At 42.2% G+C, this 25,598-nt stretch carries 22 protein-coding genes and 1 pseudogene; 2 read left to right on the forward strand and 21 right to left on the reverse strand.

The window, feature by feature from the left end:
* Both ACWJAF_RS12435 and ACWJAF_RS12440 read right to left on the reverse strand, forming a co-directional pair.
* Positions 1-127: pseudogene (locus tag ACWJAF_RS12435) on the reverse strand (N-acetylneuraminate lyase); the annotation flags it as partial.
* 62 nt (positions 128-189) lie between these two features.
* Positions 190-879 (reverse strand): N-acetylmannosamine-6-phosphate 2-epimerase, encoded by a 690-nt coding sequence (locus ACWJAF_RS12440; RefSeq protein WP_015529448.1) that lies wholly within the window; start codon positions 877-879, stop codon positions 190-192.
* 279 nt (positions 880-1,158) lie between these two features.
* On the opposite strand from ACWJAF_RS12440, the gene nagB reads away from it, so the two are divergent.
* Entirely contained in the window at positions 1,159-1,890 is a 732-nt protein-coding gene (gene nagB, locus ACWJAF_RS12445) for a glucosamine-6-phosphate deaminase (RefSeq protein ID WP_448864328.1), read from the forward strand.
* A 310-nt stretch (positions 1,891-2,200) separates the two neighbouring features.
* On the opposite strand, the gene lgt is transcribed toward nagB, so the two are convergent.
* The 14 genes from lgt to ACWJAF_RS12515 form a co-directional block, all read right to left on the reverse strand.
* Positions 2,201-3,082 carry a prolipoprotein diacylglyceryl transferase gene (lgt, locus tag ACWJAF_RS12450; protein ID WP_448864330.1) on the reverse strand — a complete coding sequence of 294 codons (882 nt, stop codon included), beginning with the start codon at positions 3,080-3,082 and terminating at the stop codon, positions 2,201-2,203.
* Positions 3,083-3,100: 18 nt separating this feature from the next.
* A complete protein-coding gene (gene ychF / locus ACWJAF_RS12455; RefSeq protein WP_448864332.1) occupies positions 3,101-4,201 on the reverse strand; it encodes a redox-regulated ATPase YchF in 1,101 nt (366 codons plus the stop codon).
* A 319-nt stretch (positions 4,202-4,520) separates the two neighbouring features.
* The gene (locus ACWJAF_RS12460) at positions 4,521-5,177 is read right to left on the reverse strand and encodes a thiamine diphosphokinase (RefSeq protein ID WP_448864333.1); all 657 of its coding nucleotides are present in this window, start codon (positions 5,175-5,177) and stop codon (positions 4,521-4,523) included.
* The gene (gene rpe / locus ACWJAF_RS12465; RefSeq protein ID WP_448864335.1) at positions 5,170-5,832 is read right to left on the reverse strand and encodes a ribulose-phosphate 3-epimerase; all 663 of its coding nucleotides are present in this window, start codon (positions 5,830-5,832) and stop codon (positions 5,170-5,172) included. Before rpe ends, ACWJAF_RS12460 begins: the two co-directional genes overlap by 8 nt.
* A 3-nt stretch (positions 5,833-5,835) precedes the next feature.
* Positions 5,836-6,714 carry a ribosome small subunit-dependent GTPase A gene (gene rsgA, locus ACWJAF_RS12470; RefSeq protein ID WP_448864337.1) on the reverse strand — a complete coding sequence of 293 codons (879 nt, stop codon included), beginning with the start codon at positions 6,712-6,714 and terminating at the stop codon, positions 5,836-5,838.
* A 5-nt stretch (positions 6,715-6,719) separates the two neighbouring features.
* The gene (pknB, locus tag ACWJAF_RS12475; protein WP_448864339.1) at positions 6,720-8,795 is read right to left on the reverse strand and encodes a Stk1 family PASTA domain-containing Ser/Thr kinase; all 2,076 of its coding nucleotides are present in this window, start codon (positions 8,793-8,795) and stop codon (positions 6,720-6,722) included.
* On the reverse strand, positions 8,789-9,532 hold the full coding sequence (locus ACWJAF_RS12480) for a Stp1/IreP family PP2C-type Ser/Thr phosphatase (protein WP_296031751.1): 744 nt from the start codon (positions 9,530-9,532) through the stop codon (positions 8,789-8,791). The genes pknB and ACWJAF_RS12480 overlap by 7 nt, the downstream gene beginning before the upstream one ends.
* Positions 9,510-10,580: a 23S rRNA (adenine(2503)-C(2))-methyltransferase RlmN gene (gene rlmN, locus ACWJAF_RS12485; RefSeq protein ID WP_448864341.1), complete on the reverse strand. Its 1,071-nt coding sequence runs from the start codon at positions 10,578-10,580 to the stop codon at positions 9,510-9,512. The genes ACWJAF_RS12480 and rlmN overlap by 23 nt, the downstream gene beginning before the upstream one ends.
* Positions 10,573-11,883 carry a 16S rRNA (cytosine(967)-C(5))-methyltransferase RsmB gene (gene rsmB / locus ACWJAF_RS12490; RefSeq protein ID WP_448864343.1) on the reverse strand — a complete coding sequence of 437 codons (1,311 nt, stop codon included), beginning with the start codon at positions 11,881-11,883 and terminating at the stop codon, positions 10,573-10,575. The genes rlmN and rsmB overlap by 8 nt, the downstream gene beginning before the upstream one ends.
* 138 nt (positions 11,884-12,021) lie before the next feature.
* Entirely contained in the window at positions 12,022-12,726 is a 705-nt protein-coding gene (locus ACWJAF_RS12495) for a zinc metallopeptidase (RefSeq protein ID WP_296031756.1), read from the reverse strand.
* Positions 12,727-12,885: 159 nt separating this feature from the next.
* The gene (fmt, locus tag ACWJAF_RS12500) at positions 12,886-13,830 is read right to left on the reverse strand and encodes a methionyl-tRNA formyltransferase (protein ID WP_448864345.1); all 945 of its coding nucleotides are present in this window, start codon (positions 13,828-13,830) and stop codon (positions 12,886-12,888) included.
* 1 nt (position 13,831) lies between these two features.
* Positions 13,832-14,305: a peptide deformylase gene (gene def / locus ACWJAF_RS12505; RefSeq protein WP_296031760.1), complete on the reverse strand. Its 474-nt coding sequence runs from the start codon at positions 14,303-14,305 to the stop codon at positions 13,832-13,834.
* A gap of 134 nt (positions 14,306-14,439) precedes the next feature.
* A complete protein-coding gene (gene priA / locus ACWJAF_RS12510; RefSeq protein ID WP_448864347.1) occupies positions 14,440-16,668 on the reverse strand; it encodes a replication restart helicase PriA in 2,229 nt (742 codons plus the stop codon).
* Complete coding sequence (locus ACWJAF_RS12515; protein WP_296031763.1) at positions 16,669-18,132, reverse strand: UDP-N-acetylmuramoyl-L-alanyl-D-glutamate--2,6-diaminopimelate ligase; 1,464 nt, start codon at positions 18,130-18,132, stop codon at positions 16,669-16,671.
* Positions 18,133-18,372: 240 nt separating this feature from the next.
* Between ACWJAF_RS12515 and pepT the strand changes: the two genes are divergently transcribed.
* Complete coding sequence (gene pepT / locus ACWJAF_RS12520) at positions 18,373-19,590, forward strand: peptidase T (protein WP_448864349.1); 1,218 nt, start codon at positions 18,373-18,375, stop codon at positions 19,588-19,590.
* A 159-nt stretch (positions 19,591-19,749) separates the two neighbouring features.
* Here the strand turns inward: pepT and ACWJAF_RS12525 are convergent, their stop codons facing one another.
* The 5 genes from ACWJAF_RS12525 to ACWJAF_RS12545 all read right to left on the reverse strand — a co-directional run bounded on the left by ACWJAF_RS12525 (position 19,750) and on the right by ACWJAF_RS12545 (position 25,530).
* The gene (locus ACWJAF_RS12525; RefSeq protein WP_448864351.1) at positions 19,750-20,625 is read right to left on the reverse strand and encodes a YitT family protein; all 876 of its coding nucleotides are present in this window, start codon (positions 20,623-20,625) and stop codon (positions 19,750-19,752) included.
* A 289-nt stretch (positions 20,626-20,914) separates the two neighbouring features.
* A complete protein-coding gene (locus tag ACWJAF_RS12530; protein WP_448864353.1) occupies positions 20,915-22,102 on the reverse strand; it encodes a DNA polymerase Y family protein in 1,188 nt (395 codons plus the stop codon).
* Positions 22,093-24,687 (reverse strand): ATP-dependent chaperone ClpB, encoded by a 2,595-nt coding sequence (gene clpB / locus ACWJAF_RS12535; RefSeq protein WP_448864355.1) that lies wholly within the window; start codon positions 24,685-24,687, stop codon positions 22,093-22,095. Before clpB ends, ACWJAF_RS12530 begins: the two co-directional genes overlap by 10 nt.
* A gap of 192 nt (positions 24,688-24,879) precedes the next feature.
* On the reverse strand, positions 24,880-25,092 hold the full coding sequence (locus ACWJAF_RS12540) for an IS3 family transposase (RefSeq protein WP_448864357.1): 213 nt from the start codon (positions 25,090-25,092) through the stop codon (positions 24,880-24,882).
* Between the two features lie 108 nt (positions 25,093-25,200).
* Complete coding sequence (locus ACWJAF_RS12545) at positions 25,201-25,530, reverse strand: type II toxin-antitoxin system RelE/ParE family toxin (protein WP_106493242.1); 330 nt, start codon at positions 25,528-25,530, stop codon at positions 25,201-25,203.
* Positions 25,531-25,598 lie beyond the last annotated feature (68 nt).

Raw genomic sequence — 25,598 nt, forward strand, 5'->3', positions numbered from 1 at the left:
CTTTCACACCTTTTTCTACAAAGTATTTTGTCAGTGCCTGAACGCCTTCCGGGCTTACATTTCCTTCGTTGTCATAGCATGCATAGAATGCAGGGATTACGCCTTTGTACTTTTCAAGATTTCTCATTGTTTCTTTCTCCTTTTCTTTGTCTTTTTATATAAATTTAATTTAATAAGTTCCTTGCGGAATTATCTTTCCATTTCTTCTACAAATGACTTTGTGATCAGCTGTGGTCTTGTGATAATAGACCCTACAACAACGCTGTATGCACCAAGCTCGATCACATGTTTTGCTTTTTCCGGTGTATTGATGTTACCTTCTGCAATCACTCTGTGTTTTGCTTTTGCAACAATCTTTCTTAAGATTTCGAAATCATTTGCCTCGATCTTATCGCCTTTGCTCTGCTCTGTGTAACCAACCATTGTAGTTCCGATGAAGTCAAATCCAAGTTCGTCAGCATGCAGTGCTTCTTCTACTGTAGAGCAGTCTGCCATGAATAACTGATCCGGATATTTTGCTTTTACTTCTTTGAAGAACTCATCCAGTGTCTTTCCACCAGGTCTCTTAGAAATAGTAGCGTCCATTGCGATGATCTCCGGCTTAACTTCCATAAGCTCTTCGATTTCTTTCATTGTTGGTGTAATGTAGATATCGCTGTCATCATAATCTCTTTTTACGATTCCGATGATCGGAAGATCAACCTGTGACTGGATTTCCTTGATATCTTCTTTTGTATTTGCACGAATTCCACTTGCACCCCCCTGCTTTGCAGCCAGTGCCATTCTTCCCATAATGAATGAAGAATGTAATGGTTCATCCGGTAATGCCTGACATGATACAATTAATTTACCCTTCAGATTTTCAACTTTCTGATTCATTGTTTTGTTCCCTCCTTCGTTCTGCAATCAGTATAGTATTGTTCGTTTTTATTTTCAAGTAGCTTTGCAGTTCTTGAAACTTCTTTCATTCTTTTCAATTCTTCTCTCTGTTTTTGCCTATTTAAAAATCCATTTTTTATGCAACATGCACAATTCCAGGTAGTTTCTTTCCGGTTTTGAAAGTAGTTTCAGTTCATGCTATTTTACTTGAAAATTCATTTATAATGTATATACTGATATTCAGAAACAAAAAACAATAGAATAAGGAGAGATTTTATTATGGTAATTTATAAAGCAAAAGACTATCAGGATATGAGCCGTAAGGCAGCAAACATCATTTCTGCACAGATTATTATGAAGCCAAACTGTGTACTCGGACTTGCAACCGGATCTTCACCGGTTGGTACATATAAACAACTGATTGAATGGTACAAGAAAGGGGATCTTGATTTTTCTCAGGTTACAAGTGTAAACCTCGATGAATACAAAGGACTCAGTCCTGAAAATGACCAGAGCTACAGATATTTTATGAATACAAATCTTTTTGACCATGTCAATATCGATAAGACACGTACTTTTGTTCCAAACGGACTGGAAGCAGATTCCGATAAAGCATGTAAAGAATATAATGAGATCATCCGCAAGCAGGGCGGTGTAGACCTCCAGCTTCTCGGTCTTGGACACAACGGACATATCGGATTCAATGAGCCGGGTGCTGCTTTTGAAAAAGAAACACATTGTGTGGATCTGACTGAAAGTACAATCGAAGCTAATAAGCGTTTCTTTGAATCTGAGGATGATGTTCCAAGACAGGCTTATACGATGGGTATTAAGAATATTATGCAGGCTAAGAAGATCCTGGTTGTTGTAAGTGGGGAAGATAAGGCTGACATCTTAAAAGAAGTGTTATATGGACCGATTACTCCGGAGGTTCCTGCTTCTATTCTTCAGTTACATAATGATGTTACGATTGTGGCTGATGAGGCGGCACTTAGTAAGATTGATAAGTAATAGTAATTTATATGTTCTTTTGTAGGACACTGTTGCATTCCTGAAGTTTGTGATGAAAAAGAACCCTATATATGTGAAACGACAACGCTCCCGTTGGTCAATGTTGTCTTATTCACATATATAGGGTTCTTTTTCTGCGTTAAGCTGGTTTTGCAACAGCTGGGTCAATAACGCTATCGTTATAATTTGATTTCTATGGCATAGCAATCTTACTGGATGGGTGCCGTAAGTTTATAGTGTGGATTCTCCGGGTCACTGTTGGTATTTTTTTGGTTCTATGATGTGGCTTCTCCGGATTGATGTTGGTATTTTACTTTTTCTGTGGTATGGCTTTTTGTGAGGCTGCTGCTTTTTTTCGGCCCACTATGATCAGGATGGCTGATACTACTACGATTGTGCCGGCCAGTAACTGTGATACTGGGAAGCCGATTTTTGGAAGCAGTAACTGGTCAGTTCTTAAGCCTTCGATCCAGACTCTTCCTAAGCCGTAGCCTAAGAGGTATACCAGAAATACTTCTCCGTCGAATTTTTTATGTTTGCGGTACAGGAGCATGCTGATCAGAACCATCAGGCACCACATGGATTCGTAGAGGTAGGTTGGATGTACCTGGATATAGGTGACTCCTTTTACGGTCTCTGCGTGGTTCCACATCTTGGTGGTGATGTCTGAGCTTCTGACTGCATCTACCGGAAGGCGCATGGCGAACAGACCGTCTGTGTATTCGCCAAACGCTTCCCTGTTGAAGAAGTTGCCCCATCTTCCGATCATCTGACCTGTGATCAAGCCGAATCCACCGGTGTCAAATAACAGATACGGGGATAAGCCCTTTATCTTTGCAAATACGAATACAACGATGATTGCCGTGATAACACCACCGTAAATGGCAAGTCCGCCCTGACGGATATTAATGATACTTTTGATATCTCCCTTATACATGTCCCAGGAAAAGATTACATAATATGCTCTTGCACCTATGATTGAAAAAATGACTCCATATACTGCCAGATCATAATAGTCTTCTACTTTCTGATGTGTACGCTTCGCTTCCATGACGGCCATCATAAGTCCGGCCAGGATTCCTACGCCTATGATCATTCCATAATATGCAATATCAAATCCGAATACCGTGATATGATCTCCGACAGATTTCAGATGAATTCCCAGATTGGGAAAATCTATGGTTCTGTGCATGATACTGCCCCCGTTTTCTTATACATTAAAGCGGAACAGCATGATATCTCCGTCTTTTACTACATAGTCTTTTCCTTCCAGACGGATCAGACCTTTTTCTTTGGCTGCTGTGTGGCTTCCGCATGCGATCAGATCGTCATAAGATACAACCTCTGCACGGATGAATCCTCTTTCAAAGTCAGAGTGGATCTTTCCTGCTGCCTGTGGTGCTTTTGTTCCTTCTGTGATTGTCCATGCACGTACTTCAGGCTCTCCGGCTGTCAGGTAGCTGATAAGACCAAGTAATTTATAACTTGCTTTGATCAGTTTCTCCAGACCAGATTCTTCTAATCCAAGATCCTCTAAGAACATCTTCTTCTCATCATCGTCAAGCTCTGAAATCTCTGCTTCAATCTCTGCACATACTACGAATACTTCGCTCTGCTCTCCCTTGGCATATTCGCGAACAGCCTGTACTCCTTCATTGTTAGCTGCATCATCTGCAAGATCATCTTCAGATACATTTGCCGCATAGATAACCGGTTTGTATGTCAGCAGATTGTAGCTTTCCAGCCATACCTGTTCTTCCTCATCGTCTACATCTTCAAATGTCTTCGCAAGCTTTCCGTCTTCCAGATGTGCTTTGATCTTATTCAGAAGTGCAAGTTCTTTTGCTGCAGATTTATCATTTCTTGCAACTTTAGAAACTTTGGAAATTCTTCTTTCCAGGATCTCAAGATCTGAGAAAATCAGCTCTAAGTTAATTGTCTCGATATCACGGAGCGGATTGATACTTCCATCTACGTGTACAATATTGCTGTTTTCAAAACATCTTACTACATGTACAATCGCATCTACTTCACGAATATTTGCAAGGAACTGGTTTCCAAGTCCTTCTCCTTTGGATGCTCCTTTTACAAGTCCTGCGATATCAACGAACTCGATTGCTGCAGGGATAATCTTCTTTGTATGATACATCTCTCCCAGTACATTTAATCTCTCATCTGGTACAGTTACAACACCTACGTTCGGGTCGATCGTACAGAATGGATAGTTTGCTGATTCTGCTCCTGCCTTTGTAAGTGAATTAAAAAGAGTACTTTTCCCTACATTTGGTAATCCGACGATTCCTAATTTCATTTTTTTATTTCCTCCTATTTTTCAGGGATTTCCAGTAATGGTTACACCATTTTCACGCCATTACATATGGTACAAAAAAACCTGATTAATATTGATTTTCTAAACTATTTTCTTTCTATGCTTTTATATACATAGAAATGATTCTCTGTATCTTATCATCTTTCTTCGAAGATGTGACAAAAAAATCTTAACACAGTATTTGATATTATACCATGTTAAGACTTCTTTGTGAATATTTTGCTCAAAATTCTCTTGTGAAAATTAATGTGTGCCTAAAAACTGCTTTCTGTAAGATATATGCCACAGTTTATGACAGTTTTTATCTGTCTTTCGTCTCCATAAGGATTACAATTCCATTCATAAAGCTGATGGTTACATCATCTTCTAAGAATTTGTTGCTGACACACAGGCTGTCATACGGTGTTAATGTATGATTTGTAAGTGGATATTTGGCTCCTTTTATATTAAAGCCAAAGACCTCTTCTCCCAGTGGGAAAACGGAAAAATAAGGGCCATAAGTTTCTCCCTTTTTCAGGTGCGTCTCACCGCCTCCGATCAGTCGGATCTTATTCTGGCTGTCCATAATGACTGCATCTATTCCTGCTTTAAATGGAATTGCAAGACTCTGTACATTTGCCCAGAGATGATCGATACGGCCTCCGGTCGCACCAAGGATCAGTATCTCTTTTCCTCCGAGTGTCATCGCAAGTCTGATTGCGATCTCTGTATCTGATGCATCTTTTACGGGATTAAATTCCCGGATCGGTACATTTGTCTCATTGCGGTAGTAATCACCAATTTCTTTTTTTACGCTGTCAAAATCTCCCACGATATAATTCGGCAGGATCTGATGCGCATAAAGGAATTCCATCCCTCTGTCTACACCGATCACATACTGTTTTTCTTCTGCCAGAACAGATAATACAAATTCCTCATTCAGTTCCCCACCACTGATAATTACAATTCTCTTACTCATAATTTTTCAGTATCTCCATGAATTTTGCAGTATTTTCTCCTGCATCACCTTTGAACACCGCAGAACCGGCAACAATCACATTGGCACCTGCGTCCAGTACTTCTCTGACATTGTCTACGTAAATACCACCATCAACCTGAATGTCTGTCTCAAGGCCTTTTTCACTCAGCATGGTACGGATTGTACGGATCTTATCCAGTGATTCCGGAATGAATTTCTGTCCGCCGAATCCAGGATGTACACTCATCACCAGGATCATGTCTACCTCGCCCAGATACGGTGCAAGTTCTTTTACGTCTGTCTCCGGATTGATCGAAAGACCAACTTTCATGCCACATTCACGGATCTTATCCAAAGTAGCTTTCACGTCTTCACAGGCTTCCAGATGTACTGTAACAGAATCTGCTCCTGCTTTCTGAAATGCTTCTACATAGCGGATTGGTTCCTGTACCATCAGATGCGCATCCATGAACTGCTCTGTTGCATCATGAATAGATGCCAGAACAGGCATACCGAATGAAATACTTGGTACAAACATTCCGTCCATTACATCAAAGTGAATGTACTTTGCCCCATTTTCCTCCGTTTTTTTCATTTCCTGACCTAAAACCTTGAAATCTGCCGCCAGTATTGACGGTGCTAATACATAGTTCATCAATCAGTACCTCCTCTTGCTTTTTAATTCCTCGTACATTTCTATATAATTCTGATAACGAATGTTGTGGATTTTTCCTTCTTCCAGCGCCTGTTTCACTGCACAGCCTGGTTCATGTACATGGTCACAGCCATTGAACCTGCACTGTCCTTCGTATTCGGAAAATTCCGGGAACAGATACTTCAGATCTTCTTTTTCATAGTCGTTTACATATAACGAACTAAATCCCGGTGTGTCCATGATGTAAGAATTCTCATCAATTGCAAATAATTCTGAATGCCTTGTTGTATGCTTTCCTCTTTCAATCTTGGTGCTGATCGCACCGGTCTCCATCTCCGCTTCCGGCTGGAGTATATTGATAATAGAAGACTTTCCTACTCCGGACGGTCCTGCAATCGCGGTTGTCTTCCCTTTTAGAAGTTCACGTATCTTTTCAATTCCACGTTCTTCTTTGGCGCTGACAAATACCAGTGGATAGCCGCATTTTTCATATATATCTTCCAGTTCTTTTACCTGCGGATCTGTTGCAATATCTTCTTTATTAAAGCACAATACAACCGGAATCTCTTTACTTTCCATCATAACTAAAAACCTGTCCAGCAGATTAAAATGCGGATCCGGCTTTGTGATGGCAAATACCACCAGTGCCTGATCTATATTCGCTACTGCCGGGCGGATTAGTTCATTTTTTCTTGGAAGGATTTTTACGATATTTCCTTTTTTTTCTGTTTCATCCAGAATCTCTATCTCTACATTATCTCCGACCAGAGGTTTGATCTTCTCTTTTCGGAACACGCCTTTTGCTTTACATTCATAAACACCGGATTCTACTACATGAACGTAGTAGAATCCGGCAATACCTTTTATAATTTTTCCCTGCATATCTCTTATTGATTTCCTTCGGTTCCAGTGCTTCCGGTTGTGTCACCGCCTGTTGTTCCACTCTGACTGTTATCTGTAGAACCATCACTGGTATTTCCCGAATTATCTGAACCTGAATTATTCGATGGATTTGAGCCAAGGCTGACTACATAGCTGATCGTACTTCCTTTGGATACGCTTCCTGAAGACGGGCTCATGGAAATAATCGTGCCCGCAGCATACGTATCGCTGTACTGTGAATCAGATTTATTCGTATACAGTCCGTTCTGTGATGCCCAGCTGTTCAATTCTGACTCTGACTGTCCAACGAAGCCTCTGACTTCGATCTTCTCTTCTGGTTTTGGACCGGAACTTACAACAAGCGAAATACTTGTTCCAGCTGCCGCCTTCGTTCCAGCTGCAACTCCCTGACTGATGACCAGTCCCTTACTTACAGAATCACTGTACTGATAAGTAACTGATCCAACATTAAATCCATAATTTTTAATTGTATTCTGTGCCGCAGAATCTTCCATACCTCTTACATTCGGAACGCTCTTCTTATCACTTCCCTTACTTACCAGCATGGTGATCTGTGTGCCTTTCTCAGCTTTGGTTCCAGCTGCAGGAGTTGTGCTGATGACATTACCATTTTCTACATTGTCATCATACTGGAAACTTGATGTTACCTTGAATCCTGCATCTTCCAGCTCTTTCTGTGCATCCGCTTCACTCTTACCGCTGACATCCGGTACGGATTTTGTATTACCGATCAATCCGGAACTTACAACAACTTCGATTCTTGTATGTGCGGATACCTTTGTTCCTGCTTCCGGAGTCTGTTTTGAAACCCTTCCTGCCTTATATTTCTTAGAGTCTTCTCTTGTAACTACATAATATCCAAGCTTCTTATCATTCAGAAGTTTCTTCGCCTTTTCTTCTGTCATACCTCTGACATCCGGCACTGTAATCTTCTTTGATGAACTGTTCGAATCTTCTGTCACTGCGCTTCCAAATGATTTGAATATTCCGGCCGCCTTACCAACCGCATAGATTGCTCCGATTGCAACAATTGCGATCACTACAGCTGTAAGAATCTTCATAAGCTTATGCATACGGGGATTTACCTCTCCGGATTCCCCTCTGTCCATATACTCCGTATCATAGGAAGTTGTATCAAATGATTCTGTATCATCATCGTCATCATCCAGATCTTTGTCTGTCATGATCACCGTATTGGTATCCCCATAGGAATACCGTCCGATCCGAACAAAATCTCCATCCGGATCCACGAGAGAATGCTTCAGATCCTGTATCAGCTCCATCGTGCTGCTGTATCTGCGTTCCGGACTTTTCTGTGTACATTTCATAATGATCTGTTCCAGACTATATGGTACTTCCGGTACCAGCTCTGATGGAGGTGTAATTTCCTGCTGCAGATGCTTCATTGCAACTTCTACAGTTGTCTCTCCGTCAAATGGAACCCTTCCTGTTACCATTTCGAACAGTGTAATACCGATGGAATAGATATCACTTCTCTGATCGCTGAATCCACCCCTTGCCTGTTCCGGTGATGTATAATGCACCGATCCCATTGCATTGGTACTGACTGTATTAGAAGATAATGCTTTGGCAATACCAAAGTCCGTTACTTTTACTTTACCATCTTTGGAAATAATAATATTCTGTGGTTTAATATCACGGTGAATAATCTCCGCTTTGTGCGCCGCACCAATACCGCTGCACATCTGGATTGCGATACTGATTGTTTCTTTGTGCGAGAGTCTTCCCTTTCTCTCGATATATTCTTTTAATGTAATACCCTCTACTAATTCCATGACCATATAATACAGGCCACGGTCTTCTCCAACGTCGTATACATTAACAACATTTGGATGTATCAGCCCGGCTGCTGCCTGAGCCTCGGAACGGAACTTCCGTACAAAATTCGCGTCCTCTTTATACTCTCTTTTGAGCACCTTGATCGCCACATAACGGTTCAGCATCTGATCCCGGCCTTTATAGACGTCCGCCATCCCACCGGCACCAATCTTACTGAGTACGGCATATCGTTTGCCCAGTACGATTCCATCTTTTACCATATACTCACCTCATCAGCAAGTGGCTCTGCCACGATAACCCCTATATTATCTCTTCCACCATTGCTGTTTGCTTTTTCTATTAACATCTGAACAGCTTCTACCACATCTCTGGCGCCCTTTACAATATTGAACATTTCTTCATCTTCTACCATATTGCTGAGTCCGTCTGTACACATCAGTATAATATCTCCCTTTTTCAGACGATACTCGTAAATGTCAGGCTCTACATCTTCCTTTACACCGATTGCTCTTGTGATGATGTTCTTATCCGGATGGTTTCTGGCTTCTTCTGCCTTGATTCCTCCGAGACGTACCATCTCTTCTACCAGTGAATGGTCCTTGGAAAGCTGACGGATCTTATCATTGATCAGGTAGAGTCTGCTGTCTCCCACATTGGCAAAATATAATGTATTGCCAACAACTGTTGCTGCTACCAGAGTTGTTCCCATGCCTTCCAGTCTGATATCTGTCGATGCTGCTTCTATCAGTTTATGATTCGCAATACTGACCACGTTACGCAGAATTTCTTCAGGTTTATCCATAGGTGTCTTTTTCAATTCGTCTTTTAATACATTTACTGTATAACTGGACGCAAAATCTCCTGCCTTATGTCCTCCCATTCCATCGGCGACCGTAAGGAGATTTGGAAATGGTCCAATCGGTCTGTCTGTTACGTATACATAATCCTGATTGACTTCACGTTTTCTTCCTACATCAGTCATCGCATAAATTTTCATCTGTTTCTACCTCGCTTTTGGCTGCGTGTCTACGTCGCAACTGTCCACAGGCCCCGTCAATATCAGAGCCTCTTCCCTTTCTTATAGTAACATTAATTCCGTTTTTTTCAAGTTTATTTTTAAATTCCAGCGCATTTTTGCGGTCTGGCTTTTTAAAATCTCTTTCTTTGATCGGATTTACCGGTATCAGATTCAGATGACAGTTTCTTCTTTTTAAAATTGCTGTCAGCTCCCTGATGTCATCTGGCTGATCGTTGACTCCCGCCACAAGGCTGTATTCAAATGTAATCCTTCTACCCGTCTTATCAAAGTAATAATCACAGGCATCCAATACCTCAGACAATTCGTATTTATTCGCTACCGGCATCAGTTTTTTACGTTTTTCCTGACTGGATCCGTGTAAGGATAATGCCAGTGTGATCTGAAGTCCTTCTTCTGCAAGTCTTCTCATATTCGGAACAATCCCACATGTCGAAGCTGTGATATTTCTCTGGCTGATGTTCAGGCCATGTTCATCACTTAACATATGAATGAATTTCACGAAATTATCATAATTGTCAAGCGGTTCACCGGTTCCCATAACGACTACATTCGAAACTCTTTCGCCAGTAATCTTCTGAATGTGATAGATCTGTCTTAACATCTCAGATGTCTCAAGGCTTCTGACCAGACCACCGATCGTAGAAGCGCAGAACCTGCAGCCCATACGGCAGCCTGCCTGGGATGAGATACATACGGAGTTTCCATAATTGTATTTCATCAGTACACTTTCTACCATATTGCCATCTTCCAGTTCGAACAGGAACTTTTCTGTCGGATCTACTTTTGAAATCTGATGGTCTATCATCTTAACCTTCCGGATCTCATAATTTTCTTTTAATTTTTCCCTGAGATTCTTAGAAAGATTCGTCATCTCATCAAAATCATCGGCCAGCTTTACATGAAGCCATTCATAAATCTGTTTGCTCCGGAATGCTTTTTCACCGATTGCAAGCATTTCTTCTTTTAATTCGTCATAATTATAAGAACATATATCTTTTTTACTCATGATTCACCTTTTTTAACATTGCAATGTAGAATCCATCTCCTGCATCAACTCCCGGAAGCATCTGCTTATCTTTTACTAGTTCAAATTCCGGATATTGCTTCAGGAACCATTCTACATTTCCCTCATTCTCTTCTCTGTGGATGGTGCAGGTACTATAAAGAAGCTTTCCTCCCGGTTTTACATATGTATTCACCACAGATAAAATCTTTCTCTGTAACTGTACCAGATCTTTTTCTGTCTGTTCATTCATCTTATAACGCAGATCCGGCTTTTTGCCAAGCACGCCAAGTCCCGAACACGGAAGATCTGCGATCACGATATCCGCTGTCTCTTTCTTTTCCGGATCTCCGATGGTTGCATCATGGCATACGGCATCTATATTCTTTAGTCCGCTCCGGTTAATATTATCCCAGATCAGGTCTACTTTATATTCCGACAAGTCTCTTGCTTCTACATGACCAGTTCCATTCAGAAGCTCTGCGATATGAATCGCCTTTCCTCCCGGCGCTGCACACACATCTATCACCTGATCGTCTTCCTGTGGCTCCGCCCAGAGTGCTACCTGCATAGAACTTAAATCCTGTACCTGATAAAGACCGTCACAGAAGCTTCCAAGCACTCCCAGATGATCATATCCGGAAAGATATAATGCACATGGAACCTGTGCATCTTCTGTTACAGTTACACCTTCTTCTTTCAGGATCTTTATCAGTTCTGATTTTGCGATCTTATGCTCATCAAAACGGACCGTCAGCGGATGTTCTTTCAGGAATGCCTCTCCGATTGCTTTTACCGTATCTTCATCATATACATGCAGCCACTGCTTCACCAGCCATTCCGGAAGTGAATACCGTACGGAAATATATGCTGCCGTGTCTTTTTCATCCGGGTAACCGATCTTATCCAGGTTACGGCTGATATTACGAAGCACTCCATTGACAAATCCTTTCAGATTGACAAATCCACGTTTTCCTGCCAGTTTTACTGCTTCATTACAGACAGCCGAATCCGGTACGCTGTCCATATATTTCATCTGATATACGGAACTTCTCATAATCGTACGGATGACCGGCTTCATCTTATTTGCCTTTACTTTTGAGAACTGATTGATGATATAATCGATCTCTATCATATGCTCAAGCGTTCCATTCACCACCCTTGTGATAAACGCCCGTTCTCTTTTATCCAGATACTGATATTTGTCCAGGACATTCTTCAATACGATATGGCTGTATTCCCCATCTCTTGTAATCTGAAGCAGCATGTCCAGAACAAGTTCTCTTTCATTTACTGACGCCTGCATACGTCCTCCTTTTTTACTTTCTTTACTCTCTTTCTCATAAAACAACACATGGGAAACCGCTATAAAAGCAGTTTCCCTTTCTTATCACTTACGCTCTGGAGCGTGTCTAAAAATCATTTTTCAGACCCACTCTGGCAATTAATCATTTCTGCGGTTATTTGTCAGAAGCAAAATTCTCAGAAGCTGCAGGATTGCAGAAGCCGCACCTGCTACATAGGTCAATGCCGCAGCAGTCAGTACCTTTCTGGTATCCTTCACTTCACTTTCATATAACATTCCACTGTTACCAAGAATCTTAAGTGCCCTGTTCGATGCATTGAACTCAACCGGAAGTGTTACGATCTGGAATAATACCGCAAGTGAAAATGCAAGTATTCCAAAATTGATAAACATTGCTGATGATCTGCCATTAAAGAACAGGCCAAGAATGATCAACGGCCATGCGATCGAACTTCCAAAATTCGCAACCGGCACCAGGCTTCCTCTGATCTTAAGTGGAACATAACCTGTCGCATGCTGGACTGCATGTCCACACTCATGTGCCGCAACTCCAAGAGCAGCTACCGAAGTCGAATTATACGTTGCATCGGATAATCTTACGACTTTCGTTCTCGGATCATAATGATCGGTCAGATTACCGGAAATATGCTCGATACGCACATCATACAGTCCTTCCCTGTGAAGAATCTGTTCAGCCGCATCTCTTCCTGTCATTCCGGAATGGTTACGAATTCTGGAATATTTATTAAATGTAGAATTCATCTTCGCTGATGCCACCATACAGATCACTACGCCAAGTAATACTAATACATATGTCGGGTCAAAATACATTGGATAATACATAATTATCAGCCTCCTTACTCTCTATGACCTGCATTATATATGAAAATATACCCGAATAGTTCTTTTTCATACATTTTTAACAATTCTTAATCATTTGTGAATAAAGTTCACAACTATTTTTCTGTCTGATAATTCTAAAATGAAGTTCACGGCCAGCTTCTATTTTGTGTCCTGCGAAGAAAGTTCACTCCCAGCTTCTATCTGATAGCCGCGTAAGAATGCATCTGCCTCCATTCTCTTCTTTCCAGGAATTTGAAGTGCCAGAACCTTTAAAAGTCCGTCTCCTGTCTGTACACAAAATCCGTCTTTGTCTACTTTCACAATGGTTCCCGGCTTCTCTTCTGTATTTCCTTCCACCACTTTTGCTTCCCAGATTTTCATCACTTTTCCGTTCCAGTCTGTGTATGCACTTGGCCATGGATTTAATCCACGGATCAAACATTCGATTTCTTTTGCCTGCTTGTTCCAGTCGATATCACCGAGCTTTTTATCCAGCATTCTTGCATATTCGGTCGGACTTTCTCCCTGTTTTTCCCAGGTTGCTGTCTTCTCTTCCAATGCCTTTAAAGTCTCTACACACAGTTTTGCTCCCGCCTCGGCAAGCTTGTCATGAAGACTTCCGCCTGTTTCATTCTCTGCCAGAGGAACCTCTGTCTTCATAATCATATCGCCGGTATCAAGCCCTTCATTCATCTGCATAGTTGTTACACCAGAAACCTTATCTCCGTTGATGACTGCCCACTGGATCGGCGCCGCACCACGGTAACTCGGAAGTAAGGATGCATGTACGTTGATACATCCATATGGTGTCATCTCCAGAATCTCTTTTGGAAGAATCTGTCCAAATGCAATGACCACCATAATATCCGCATCATATTTACGAAGTTCTTCTACAGCAGAAGCTTCTCTTATCTTTACCGGTTGAAATACCGGAATGCCATGTGCTACTGCTGCTTCTTTTACCGGTGTAAACTGCATCTTGCCGCCACGTCCCTTTGGCTTATCCGGCTGTGTAACTGCAAGTACCACTTCATGTCCGGCTTCGATCAGTGCCTCTAACGTTCCAACGGAAAAATCCGGTGTTCCCATGAATATTACTTTCATGTTATTCTTCCTCCTCATAATTCACATCATGCACTTCGCCCTCTACCAGTCTGGTATATAATTTACCATCCAGGTGATCGATCTCATGGCAGAATGCTCTTGCAAGAAGTCCCTCTCCTTCCAGGATCACTTCTTCCATATCTTCATTCAGTGCTTTTACTTTTGCGTAGTTTGGTCTTGTTACCATACCAGCTTTTCCTGGAAGACTTAAGCATCCCTCTTCTCCGGTCTGCTCACCGGATGTCTCTAAGATCACTGGATTGATCAGTACGATCGGTCCTTCTCCTACATCGATCACTACGATACGTTTTAAGACTCCAACCTGAGGTGCCGCAAGGCCAACACCCATTGCTTCATACATCGTATCTAACATATCGTTGATCAGTACCTGTGTACGAAGTGTCATCTTCGTTACTTCTTTACATTCTTTATTCAGGACTTCGTCCCCAAATTCTCTGATTGTTCTAAGTGCCATATTTCTTTCTCCTCTTGTATAAAGTTTTCTATCATTTTAGTCAAGCAGATATTCGAAATCCGCTTCGCTACTTTCTTGATTTGCTTAAAACGCTGTCATTGGATTGTTCTGTAGCTATGCCGCTCCCACAATCCTTAAAATACACTCATCGGATTAAAATCAAACTGTATCCGCATATTTGCAAAGCCCCGGTTGATTTCTATATACCGCTCCATATGGTTTTTGATCCGTATCAGCATCTGATAATCTTCGCTTTTCAGATACAGGATCTTACGGTATACATCATTGACCTTACCAACATACGGACTTGCAGGTCCGATTACCTGGCAAGTACCTTCATCCATGACGCGGATTGCATATTTTTTCAAATATTCCGCTGCCGTCTGAAGCATCTCCTCGTCTGCTCCTGTCATCAGGACTGCCATCAGCTGTGCTGCCGGTGGATAACCCATCAGGTCACGGTAATTCATCTCTTTTTCATAAAAGCCTTCATAATCCTGCTTTGCTGCCATCTGGATACTATAGTGATCCGGACTGTATGTCTGTATCACAACCTCACCTTTACTTCTGCCACGCCCTGCGCGACCTGCCGCCTGGGTCAGAAGCTGGAATGTACGCTCACCGGATCTGTAATCATCTGAGTACAATGACATATCTGCCGCAAGTACCCCCACCAGCGTCACATTTGGAAAATCATGACCTTTTACGATCATCTGTGTACCGATCATAATATCCGCTTCTTCATCTGCAAACTGTGCAAGGATCTTCTCATGACCACCTTTATTCTTTGTTGTATCCAGATCCATTCGCAACACTCTTGCCTGTGGGAACTGTCGCTTTACCAGTTCTTCGATCTGCTGCGTCCCTGCACGGAATCCTCCGATATAAGGTGAACCACACGACGGACAGTTCTGAACTCCGGCCGTCTCATATCCACAATAATGACAGACCATCTTACCGCCTCTGTGCACCGACAGTGACACATCGCAGTGAGGACATTTTACTACATATCCGCATGCTCTGCAAGAAACAAAACCCGCATACCCTCTCCGGTTTAAGAACAACATCATCTGCTCTTTCTTTTGTAACCGGTCTTCCATCAGTTCCTTTAACCGGTCACTTAAGATAGAACGGTTACCCTTCTTTAATTCTTCCCTCATATCGGTTACATATACTTCCGGAAGACTCTGCTTCATACTCCGGTTCTTAAGTCTTAACAGTTCGTACTTTCCAGATTCACATGCGTAAAATGCTTCCAGTGACGGTGTTGCTGAGCCAAGTACCACGCATGCATGTTCCATGCGTGCCCTTTCAATCGCTGTCTCTCTTGCATGAAATCTTGGCACCTGCTCGCTCTTATAAGTCGGCTCATGCTCCTCATCGATCACAATCAGCCCCAGATCAGAAAATGGGGTAAATAATGCAGATCTTGGACCAATCATGATATCTACTTCCCCACGTTTGACACGTTCCATCTGGTCATAACGCTCTCCCTGGGACATTCTGGAATTCAAGATTGACACCCGGTCGCCAAACCTTGTATAGAATCTCATAACCGTCTGGTACGTAAGCGCAATCTCTGGTATCAGTACGATTGCCTGCCGGCCTTCTTCCAATACTTTGGCGATCATCTCCATATAGACTTCGGTTTTACCACTTCCTGTGACTCCATACAACAGATACGTCTTTCGAAGCCCCTGGTCATAGTCTCTTTTAAATGTCTGTATGGCCTTTTCCTGTTCTTCCGTATATATGATGTCCTTTTGTTCTTTTTCCTTATAGATTACCGGATTCCTGTAGACCTGTTCAGATTCAAGTGCCAGCACCTTCTGCTCTTCCAGGGCCTTTACCACGCTCCGGGTAAGATTTAACTTGTGCATCAGGAAATCATAATCCTGCACCGGCTGATCCAGAAGTGCCGCCAGAAGTCTGGCTCTTGCTTTCTGGTTCTTATGAAGGTAGACTGCTAATTTTTCTTCTCCTTCTTTCTTTGTAAGTAGAAGCCTGACAGTCTCTTTTTCTCTGGCACGCTCTTTCTTTTTAATAGGAAGAACCGTCTTCAGCGCCTGGATCATCGTTCCGCCATATGTCTCTTTCATCCATGCTGCAAGTGCTACCAGCCTGCTTTCTATCGCAACACTTTCTTCTGCAATTCGTAAGACTTCTTTGATCTTCTCCGGCGCGTACTCTGCACGCTCGGAAAAATCTGTCACATAGCCTTTTGTCTCTTTATTGCCCCTTCCAAACGGTACAACAACTTCCATTCCAACCTTAAGCATCCCCTCCAGATGAGAGGGGATGCGGTATTGAAAGACTTTATCTAATTTTTCATGCGTAATATCAACGATAATATCAGCGTACATTTATTTCTTCAATTCCTCTAATACTTCCTTGATCAGAACACGCTCATCCATATCGTATTTCACACCTTTGATCTCCTGATATGTCTCATGTCCTTTTCCTGCCAGGATGATAACGTCTCCCGGCTGACCGTGTTCGATCGCATATTTAATCGCTTCTTTTCTGTCGCAGATAGTGATATATTTACCATCTGTCTTCTTCATGCCGACTACGATATCATCAATAATTGCCTGTGGCTCTTCGAATCTCGGGTTATCTGATGTGATGATCGTAAAGTCAGATAATTTACCGGATACTTCTCCCATCTCGTAACGTCTGGTCTTGGATCTGTTACCCCCGCAGCCAAAGACTGTCACGATTCTCTCAGGATTATAATCTCTCAGAGTATCCAGAAGACTTTCCAGTGCCATTGCATTGTGTGCATAGTCAATCATCAATGTAAAGTCATCCGATACCTTGATCATCTCAATACGTCCTTTGACTCTCGCAACCTTCAGTGCTTTCTTGATATCCTCTACCGGTACGCCAAAATGTCTGCATACTGCGATTGCTGTCAGTGAGTTATACACACTGAAATCTCCCGGAATATCAATCTCTACATCAAAGTCCATAAGACCAGCCACATGATACTGTACTCCAAGATATCCCGGTCTTGAGATATGTTTTACATCTGTTGCACGGATATCTGCTTTTTCTGAGAATCCAAATGTCTCAACCTTACATGTTGCATCTTTGAAAATGTCTTCGAACCACTTGTCATCCACATTACCGATTCCGATCTTGCACTGTTTGAATAACAGGCTCTTGCAGTACTTATATTCATCAAAGTCTTTATGCTCATTTGGTCCGATATGATCTTCTCCAAGGTTTGTGAAGATTCCGATCTCGAATGGAATTCCTGCAGTACGGTCGAGTTTAAGTCCCTGTGAAGAAACTTCCATAACTACACATTCGCATCCTGCCTCTACCATCTCTGCAAAATATTTCTGGATTGTGTATGATTCCGGTGTCGTATTATTAGCCGGAATACATTTATCTCCAATGATTGCTTCAATTGTACCAATCAGACCAACTTTGATGCCGACTTCTTCCAGAATGGATTTTACCATGTATGTTGTTGTTGTCTTACCTTTTGTTCCTGTGATACCAATGACTTTCAGTTTATCTGCCGGATATCCAAAATATGCTGCAGATGTCATTGCCAGTGCATAACGGGTATCTTTTACTTTAATGACCGTTAATCCTTCCGGTGCTTCTACGTCCTTTTCTACGATAACAGCTGCCGCACCTTTTTCTGCAACCTGCCCTACATAAGTATGTCCATCGGATACTGCTCCGCTGATGCATACGAATACACTGCCTTCTGTGACTTTACGGGAATCATTGATCAGCTCTGTCACTTCGATCTGGTCATCTCCCTGTACTACTTCATATTCTAAACGTTCCAGTAACTGGGTTAATTTCATCTTTTATTGCCTCCTGATTCAAATAATGCCATCTGCAGCATCTTTAAATTTTTCGTTACTGTTCATACTTTTCACTATGATTATCATAATGGAGTTTTATTTTTCAATATTCTATCTGTGAACTGTAACATTTCTCTAATATAATAAGTATAACATCATTTTACAATGCAGCAAAGGAAAAATTGTGTTATAGTAATAGTTAGAATATTTTGAAAAAATAAGAAAAGGGGAATGTAACTCATGAAAGCTTATGAAAGATTACTGAAATATGTTGTTGTCCGCACACCAAGCGACGAAAACAGCGAAACTGTACCATCTTCTGCCTGCCAGTTTGACCTGGCTAAAATTCTGGAAGCCGAGATGAAAGAACTTGGACTTACAGATGTTGTCCTGGATGACCAGTGCTACCTGTACGGAAAACTTCCGTCTACCGAAGGTCTGGAAGACAAACCGGTAATTGGATTCATCGCACACATGGATACTGTATCAGACTTCTGTGACCATGATATCAAACCAATCGTTACTGAAAATTATGACGGCGGCAACTTAAGACTTGGAACAAGTGATACCATTTTAAGTCCTAAGAACTTCCCTCATCTGACAGATCTTAAGGGACGTACACTGATTACTTCTGATGGTACAACCGTTCTTGGAGCTGACGACAAAGCCGGAATTGCAGAGATCATGACGATGATCGAACGCATTCAGGAAGAAAAGATTCCACATGGACCTCTGTGTGTTGCATTTACACCGGATGAAGAGATTGGTACCGGTGCTTCTCACTTCAACGTAGAACAGTTCGGCGCTGACTATGGCTATACACTTGACGGTGATACCGAAGGTGAAATCCAGTATGAGAACTTCAATGCTTGTAAAGCTGATTTTGTGATCAAGGGATTCAATGTACATCCTGGTTCTTCCAAAGATATCATGATCAACGCAAGTCTTGTTGCTATGGAGATCAACAATGCACTTCCATCTATGGAGACCCCTCGCGGAACAGAAGACTACGAAGGATTCTACCATCTGATGAGTATGTCCGGAGAAGTTGCGGAAGCCGAGCTTCATTATATCGTAAGAGACCACGACAAAGATCTCTTCGAAGCAAAGAAAAAGACTTTGAAATTAATCGAGAAAAATATGAATGAAAAATGGGGTGAAGGTACTGTCACACTTACCATTTCTGAACAGTACCGCAACATGGCTGAGATTATCGCTACATGCATGCACCTCATTGACAATGCGAAAAAAGCTTGTGAAAATGCGGATGTAACACCTCTGGTACTTCCAATCCGCGGCGGTACAGATGGATGCCAGTTAAGCTTCAAAGGACTGCCTTGCCCGAACCTTGGAACAGGCGGACATGCTTATCACGGACCTTATGAGCACATCACTGTTGAGGGTATGGATAAGAGTGTGGATGTGGTTACAGAACTTGTGAAATTGTATGCAAAATAGATAACCAGAAGAAAAACGACGCTATAAAACCGGACGAGAATCCCTGGAATATAGGATTCTCGTCCGGTTTTATAGCGTCGTTTTTCTGTTCTATTTTTTTATTCAGTTACATAAATTTCACAGATTGACTCCTCTGGTCATGTTAGTTTGTTCCGTATTTTATAATTCAATATCTGGCAATTCTTCTTTGAAACCTTCTCCCACTACTTCATTGGATTCTACGATGATAGTGAATGCTTTCGGGTCAATGGTATGTACCATCTTTTTGATGGTATACATCTGTTTGTTATTGCAAGCGCACATGACAACGTCTTTATCTTTCTTGGAGTAGCTTCCGATTCCTTTTAAGATTGTGGAACCTCTTCCTGAGTATGCGTCAATCTTTTCTGCGATCTCAGCACCTTTTTCGGTTACGATCAAGGTCATCTTACCTTCGTCGATACCATACATGATTCTGTCCATTACCATTGCCATCAGATAGGTAACGATGACACCGTAAATCAGACCATCCACATCCTTGAATACCAGTGCTGTACCAAGGATAATGGTACAAATATCCAGGACAAATGTAATGATTCCAAGTGTAATATGTGGTTTTACTTTCTTGATTGCCACACTGATGAAGTCCTGTCCACCCGTTGAAGAACCTCTCATGAAGATCATAGCATATCCAATTCCGCATAATACACCCATACACAAAGCTGCTAAAAATCTGCTTCCGTCATAGACCGGGAACAATGGTGCTACGTAGTCCATCAGTAATGATGAAATGATCATCGATTTCATGGACTTTAAGAAAAATTCTTTTCCTAAAAATTTATAACAGAAGATTGCTACAGGTACATTTAAGATGATCGTTCCTGCACCGACCGGCAGTCCAAATAGGTGATACAGAATGATTGCAATACCGGAAAATCCGGCTACCGGGAAATCAGCATTCAGCGCAAAGTTGTAGATACCAACTGCGATGATCATACCTGCTACGATATCCACAAGGATATCAATGAATAATTCTTTCCAATTTATATTTCTCATTTCCATTCCTCCTAGATTTATTTTATTCTTTTCTTTTACGATTCTCGCGGGTATACATCTCACGACTTACGTCGTTCGATGATGGACATTCAGAGAATGTCCATCATCTGTTTCAGATATATGCTAAATTTCATGCGAGCATGAATTTAGCATATATCTGAAACAGATTGCCCGCTTTCTTCATTGACAACACAAAAAGCAGCCACAAATTATATGTAAATATAATTCGCAACTGCTCTTATGTTCATAACTATAGCAAAATTTCTTACACCTGTCAAGGGATTTTCCTTTACCATCCCTTTTTCACAATACCATCCCCATATTTTCCTTCCAGCTTCTTAAGCGCCGCTCTCAGATTCTTCTTTTTCTTCCTCGTCTCTTCGGATTCGAACTTCATATCAAACAGACTCAACTGCTCCGGTTCGCTTTCTTCCGATAACTTGGACGTCCGGATTCCAAGAAGTCTGATAGGTTCGCCGCTCCACAGTTCACGGAACAGGTCGATGGCGGTCTGATAAATGTCATTATCCTGATTCGTCTGTCTCTCCATCTGCATCTGATGGGATACCTGGTTGAAGGTATGATACTTGATCTCCACACTGACCATCCCGGCTTTCTGTCCGGCTTTTCTTAATCGTCTTCCCACACTTGCGGCCAGATCTTTCAATACCGGCAACACCTCTTCTTCTGTTGTCAGATCTTTTGGCAGTGTCGTGGAATTGCCAACTCCTTTTGCTTCCGCACGTACGCTCTCTACTTCTGAATCATCCAGTCCGTTGGCAAATTCCCAGAGTTTCCGTCCGTGGCTTTTCAAATGCAGTTCCAGAATCGCCGGATCTGTATTCGCCAGATCTCCGATCGTATAGATCTCCAGCTTCTTCATTGTCTCTACACTCGAACGGCCAGCCATGAAAAGTTCGCCGATCGGCAACGGCCACATTTTCACCGGAACTTCTTCCGGGAACAGTGTATGCACTTTATTCGGTTTTTCAAAGTCGGATGCCATCTTTGCCAGGACTTTTCTGGAAGATATTCCCACATTCACCGTGAATCCGAACCTTTTATACACCTCATCCTTGATTTCATCCGCACCTTCCACAGGAGATGTGAACCGGTCCGCAATCTCTGTGAAATCCATGTAGCATTCATCCACACTGACCTGTTCTATATGTGTCGTGTAGGTACGTAAGAATTCCATCAGTTTCCGGCTGTATTCGTGATACATCTGGTGATCCGGCGGATAAGTCTTAAGATTCGGACACTTACGAAAGGCATTCGCAACAGGTTCCCCCGTACGAATGCCATATTTTTTTGCCGAAATGGATTTTGCCAGAACGATACCGTGACGGGACTTCTGGTCGCCACCAATGATCGCCGGTATCGTCCGGATATCCACTCCGGCTCCGTTTTTCAATTGTTCTACTGCTGTCCAGCTAAGATAAGCTGAATTGACATCTATGTGAAATATTATTCGCACACGCTCTGACTCCTTGCCACAAGCTTACCGTCTTCTACGTCTATGATGATCGTATCCTGTGCACCTACGTCACCCTGCAGCATCAGTTTTGCTGCCAGTGTATCGACGTGTTTCTGTAGGAATCTCTTCAATGGTCTTGCACCATAATTCGGATCGTATCCTCCGTCTACGACATATTTCTTCGCATCTTCGGTCAGGAAGATAGAAATCTCACGATCAGCCAGACGTTTGTTGACATCAGCTACTAATAAGTCAATAATGTCATAAATGTTGTCTTTCGTCAATGGTTTGAACATGATTGTCTCATCCAGACGGTTCAGGAATTCCGGTCTGAAGTGTGCTCTTAAGTCTTCCATTACCGCATTCTGACTCTCCTGGCTGATGTTGCCATTTTCATCCATACCATCCAGCAGATACTGGGAGCCGATATTGGATGTCATGATCAGTATCGTATTCTTAAAATCTACGGTACGTCCCTGTGAATCGGTGATACGTCCGTCATCCAGTACCTGTAATAAGATATTGAATACATCCGGATGTGCCTTTTCTACCTCATCGAACAGTACAACCGAATAAGGTCTTCTTCTGACTGCTTCGGTAAGCTGGCCGCCTTCATCGTATCCGACATATCCCGGAGGCGCTCCGATCAGACGGGACACGGAGTATTTCTCCATGTACTCACTCATATCGATACGCACCATATTATTCTCATCGTCGAACAGATTCTCTGCCAGTGCTTTGGCAAGCTCTGTCTTACCTACACCGGTAGGTCCAAGGAACAGGAACGAACCGATTGGTTTGGTCGGATCTTTAATTCCTGCTTTGGAACGGATGATGGCTTCTGTTACCAGTTCTACCGCTTCATCCTGACCGATCACCCTCTTATGCAGTTCATCACCAAGATGTAAAGTCTTACTTCTTTCGCTTTCATTTAACTTGGCAACCGGGATTCCTGTCCAGCGGGATACGATTCTTCCGATCTCCTCATCATTGACACTTTCGTGTACGAGGGACAGATCTTCGTCTTTTACCTTTGCTTCTTCCTCTTCTAACTGTTTCTGAAGCTGTGGCAGTTTGCCATACTGAAGTTCTGCTGCCTTCTCCAGATCATAAGAATGCTGTGCTCTTTCGATGTCTTTATTGACCTGCTCGATCTCTTCACGCAGTTTCTGTACACGTTCAACACCGACTTTTTCATTGTCCCACTGTGCTTTCTTTCCGGCAAATTCTTCTCTTAATTCTGCCAGTTCCTGCTGTAAGTGTTCCAGACGTTCTTTACTTAATCTGTCGTCTTCTTTCTTCAGTGCAGTTTCCTCAATCTCCATCTGCATGATCTTACGGTTCAGTTCATCCATCTCTGCCGGCATGGAATCCAGTTCTGTCTTAACCAGTGCACATGCCTCGTCTACAAGGTCGATAGCCTTATCTGGAAGGAAACGGTCAGAAATGTAACGGTCAGATAAGGTTGCGGCTGCTACCAACGCACCGTCTGTGATCTTCACACCATGGAATACTTCATAACGTTCTTTCAGTCCACGAAGGATAGAAATCGTATCTTCTACGGTAGGTTCTTCTACCATAACCGGCTGGAAACGTCTCTCAAGTGCGGCGTCTTTTTCAATATACTGACGGTATTCATCCAATGTCGTTGCACCGATACAGTGGAGTTCACCTCTTGCCAGCATAGGTTTTAACATATTTCCGGCATCCATGGCTCCGTCTGTCTTACCGGCTCCGACGATGGTATGCAATTCATCGATGAACAGAATGATTCTTCCGTCACTGTTCTTGACTTCTTCCAGTACTGCTTTCAGACGTTCCTCGAATTCACCACGGTATTTCGCGCCGGCTACCAGTGCCCCCATATCCAGTGAGAAGATCGTCTTCTCCTTCAGTCCTTCCGGTACATCACCACGTACAATACGCTGTGCAAGACCTTCTACAACTGCTGTCTTACCTACACCAGGTTCACCGATCAGAACCGGGTTGTTCTTCGTCTTACGGGAAAGGATCCGGATCACATTACGGATCTCAGAATCACGTCCGATAACCGGATCCATCTTCTGTTCTCTTGCTCTTTCTACCAGATCGGTACCGTATTTGTTCAATGTATCATAGGTATCTTCCGGGTTATCGCTAGTCACTCTCTGATTACCTCTGACGGTGGAAAGTGCCTGTAAGAACCCTTCTCTTGAAATGCCCATTTCACGGAAAAGTGCCTTCATATCCTTACGTGCATATTTCATCATTGCCAGGAAAAGATGTTCTACCGATACATATTCATCTCCCATGGCTTTTGCTTCGTCTTCGCCATGTACCAGTGCATTGTTCAGATCCTGTCCAACATACTGCTGTCCGCCCTGGACTTTCGGTCTTTTCTGAATGGCTTCTTCTACTCGGTTGATAATGAGATTCTTATCGAGTCCCATCTTTTCCATTAATTTTGCGATCAGGCTGTCATCCTGTGTCAGTAACGCATATAATAAATGTTCCTGTGCAATCTCCTGGTTGCCATAATCCATTGCAATGCGTTCACAGTTCTGTACAGCCTGTAATGATTTCTGTGTGAATTTATTTATATTCATAGTGACAACCTCCTTTTTTGCTCTTGTTCTATTTGCAATATAACAATACATCGTTTTGTTAGCACTGTCAAGAGTTGAGTGCTAATATTTTGAGATTTTTTTGCAAACCTTGATTTTGGTGTGCTACCCGTCAAGTAGACAAATTAAATAACGAAAAATTTTTTCCCCGGTACAGTTTATGTACCGGGTTGTTTATGCAACGTTTTCTAGTTTTTGTTCATGGAATTCCATTGGTGTAAGCACCCCAAGATTTCGTTGAACTCTTTTGTTTGTGTAATAATCTATGTATTTCTCTATGGCAAGAATTAATTCTCCTTTTGTTTTATACTTTTTGCCATAATACATTTCTCGTTTCATTAGTCCCCAGAATCCTTCCATGGGACCATTATCGATACATCTTGCCACGCGAGACATACGCTACATTCTTCCATCGTAATTCAGTCCTTTCTTTTTAATTTTGAATATAAAAAAAGCAGTCGATCATAAATGAAAGACTGCTTTAAATCATATCCTTTATTGCTTTGTGTGGAGATTTAACTGATTGTCTATGTCCCGTCCGGCATACATTACTCTAAGTATTGTTACAACCTTTTTATCACTATCTGGAATATAAAGTACCACATAATTGTCTACTGGTAATACACGAAGCCCACGGCTTTTCCACGGTTCTTTTTCATATTTTCGATAACGCTCCGGCATCGTATCCAGACTTAATATCTGTTCTTCCAGACGGTCAAGCTGTCCGCTTGCATTTTCCGGCGATTGCAATTCAAAAGCAATATATTCAAAAATCCCTCTCAAATCACTGTCAGCCTGTTCGGATACTTCTACTTCATATATCATAAGCCATAATCCTTGCGAATGTCAGCAAAGGCTTTCTTCGCATTTTTTGTCCGTCCAGCCTGCATATC

The sequence above is a fragment of the Dorea sp. genome, assembly GCF_977044405.1.

Bases quoted from the DNA above. Each gene is read 5' to 3' on its own strand.
- ACWJAF_RS12515 (WP_296031763.1), bottom strand. From the start codon at position 18,132: ATGAAATTAACCCAGTTACTGGAACGTTTAGAATATGAAGTAGTACAG.
- ychF (WP_448864332.1), bottom strand. From the start codon at position 4,201: ATGAAATTAGGAATCGTCGGATTACCAAATGTAGGGAAAAGTACTCTT.
- def (WP_296031760.1), bottom strand. From the start codon at position 14,305: ATGGCACTTAGAACAATCAGAGAATTTGGGGACGAAGTCCTGAATAAA.
- ACWJAF_RS12545 (WP_106493242.1), bottom strand. From the start codon at position 25,530: ATGATATATGAAGTAGAAGTATCCGAACAGGCTGACAGTGATTTGAGA.
- rsmB (WP_448864343.1), bottom strand. From the start codon at position 11,883: ATGCAGGCGTCAGTAAATGAAAGAGAACTTGTTCTGGACATGCTGCTT.
- ACWJAF_RS12495 (WP_296031756.1), bottom strand. From the start codon at position 12,726: ATGTATTATCCAATGTATTTTGACCCGACATATGTATTAGTATTACTT.
- rsgA (WP_448864337.1), bottom strand. From the start codon at position 6,714: ATGCAGGGAAAAATTATAAAAGGTATTGCCGGATTCTACTACGTTCAT.
- pepT (WP_448864349.1), top strand. From the start codon at position 18,373: ATGAAAGCTTATGAAAGATTACTGAAATATGTTGTTGTCCGCACACCA.
- ACWJAF_RS12525 (WP_448864351.1), bottom strand. From the start codon at position 20,625: ATGAGAAATATAAATTGGAAAGAATTATTCATTGATATCCTTGTGGAT.
- pknB (WP_448864339.1), bottom strand. From the start codon at position 8,795: ATGGTAAAAGATGGAATCGTACTGGGCAAACGATATGCCGTACTCAGT.
- ACWJAF_RS12440 (WP_015529448.1), bottom strand. From the start codon at position 879: ATGAATCAGAAAGTTGAAAATCTGAAGGGTAAATTAATTGTATCATGT.
- ACWJAF_RS12460 (WP_448864333.1), bottom strand. From the start codon at position 5,177: ATGAGTAAGAGAATTGTAATTATCAGTGGTGGGGAACTGAATGAGGAA.
- clpB (WP_448864355.1), bottom strand. From the start codon at position 24,687: ATGAATATAAATAAATTCACACAGAAATCATTACAGGCTGTACAGAAC.
- lgt (WP_448864330.1), bottom strand. From the start codon at position 3,082: ATGCACAGAACCATAGATTTTCCCAATCTGGGAATTCATCTGAAATCT.
- fmt (WP_448864345.1), bottom strand. From the start codon at position 13,830: ATGAAAGTAATATTCATGGGAACACCGGATTTTTCCGTTGGAACGTTA.
- rlmN (WP_448864341.1), bottom strand. From the start codon at position 10,580: ATGAGTAAAAAAGATATATGTTCTTATAATTATGACGAATTAAAAGAA.
- nagB (WP_448864328.1), top strand. From the start codon at position 1,159: ATGGTAATTTATAAAGCAAAAGACTATCAGGATATGAGCCGTAAGGCA.
- ACWJAF_RS12480 (WP_296031751.1), bottom strand. From the start codon at position 9,532: ATGAAAATTTATGCGATGACTGATGTAGGAAGAAAACGTGAAGTCAAT.
- rpe (WP_448864335.1), bottom strand. From the start codon at position 5,832: ATGAACTATGTATTAGCACCGTCAATACTGGCGGCAGATTTCAAGGTT.
- priA (WP_448864347.1), bottom strand. From the start codon at position 16,668: ATGTACGCTGATATTATCGTTGATATTACGCATGAAAAATTAGATAAA.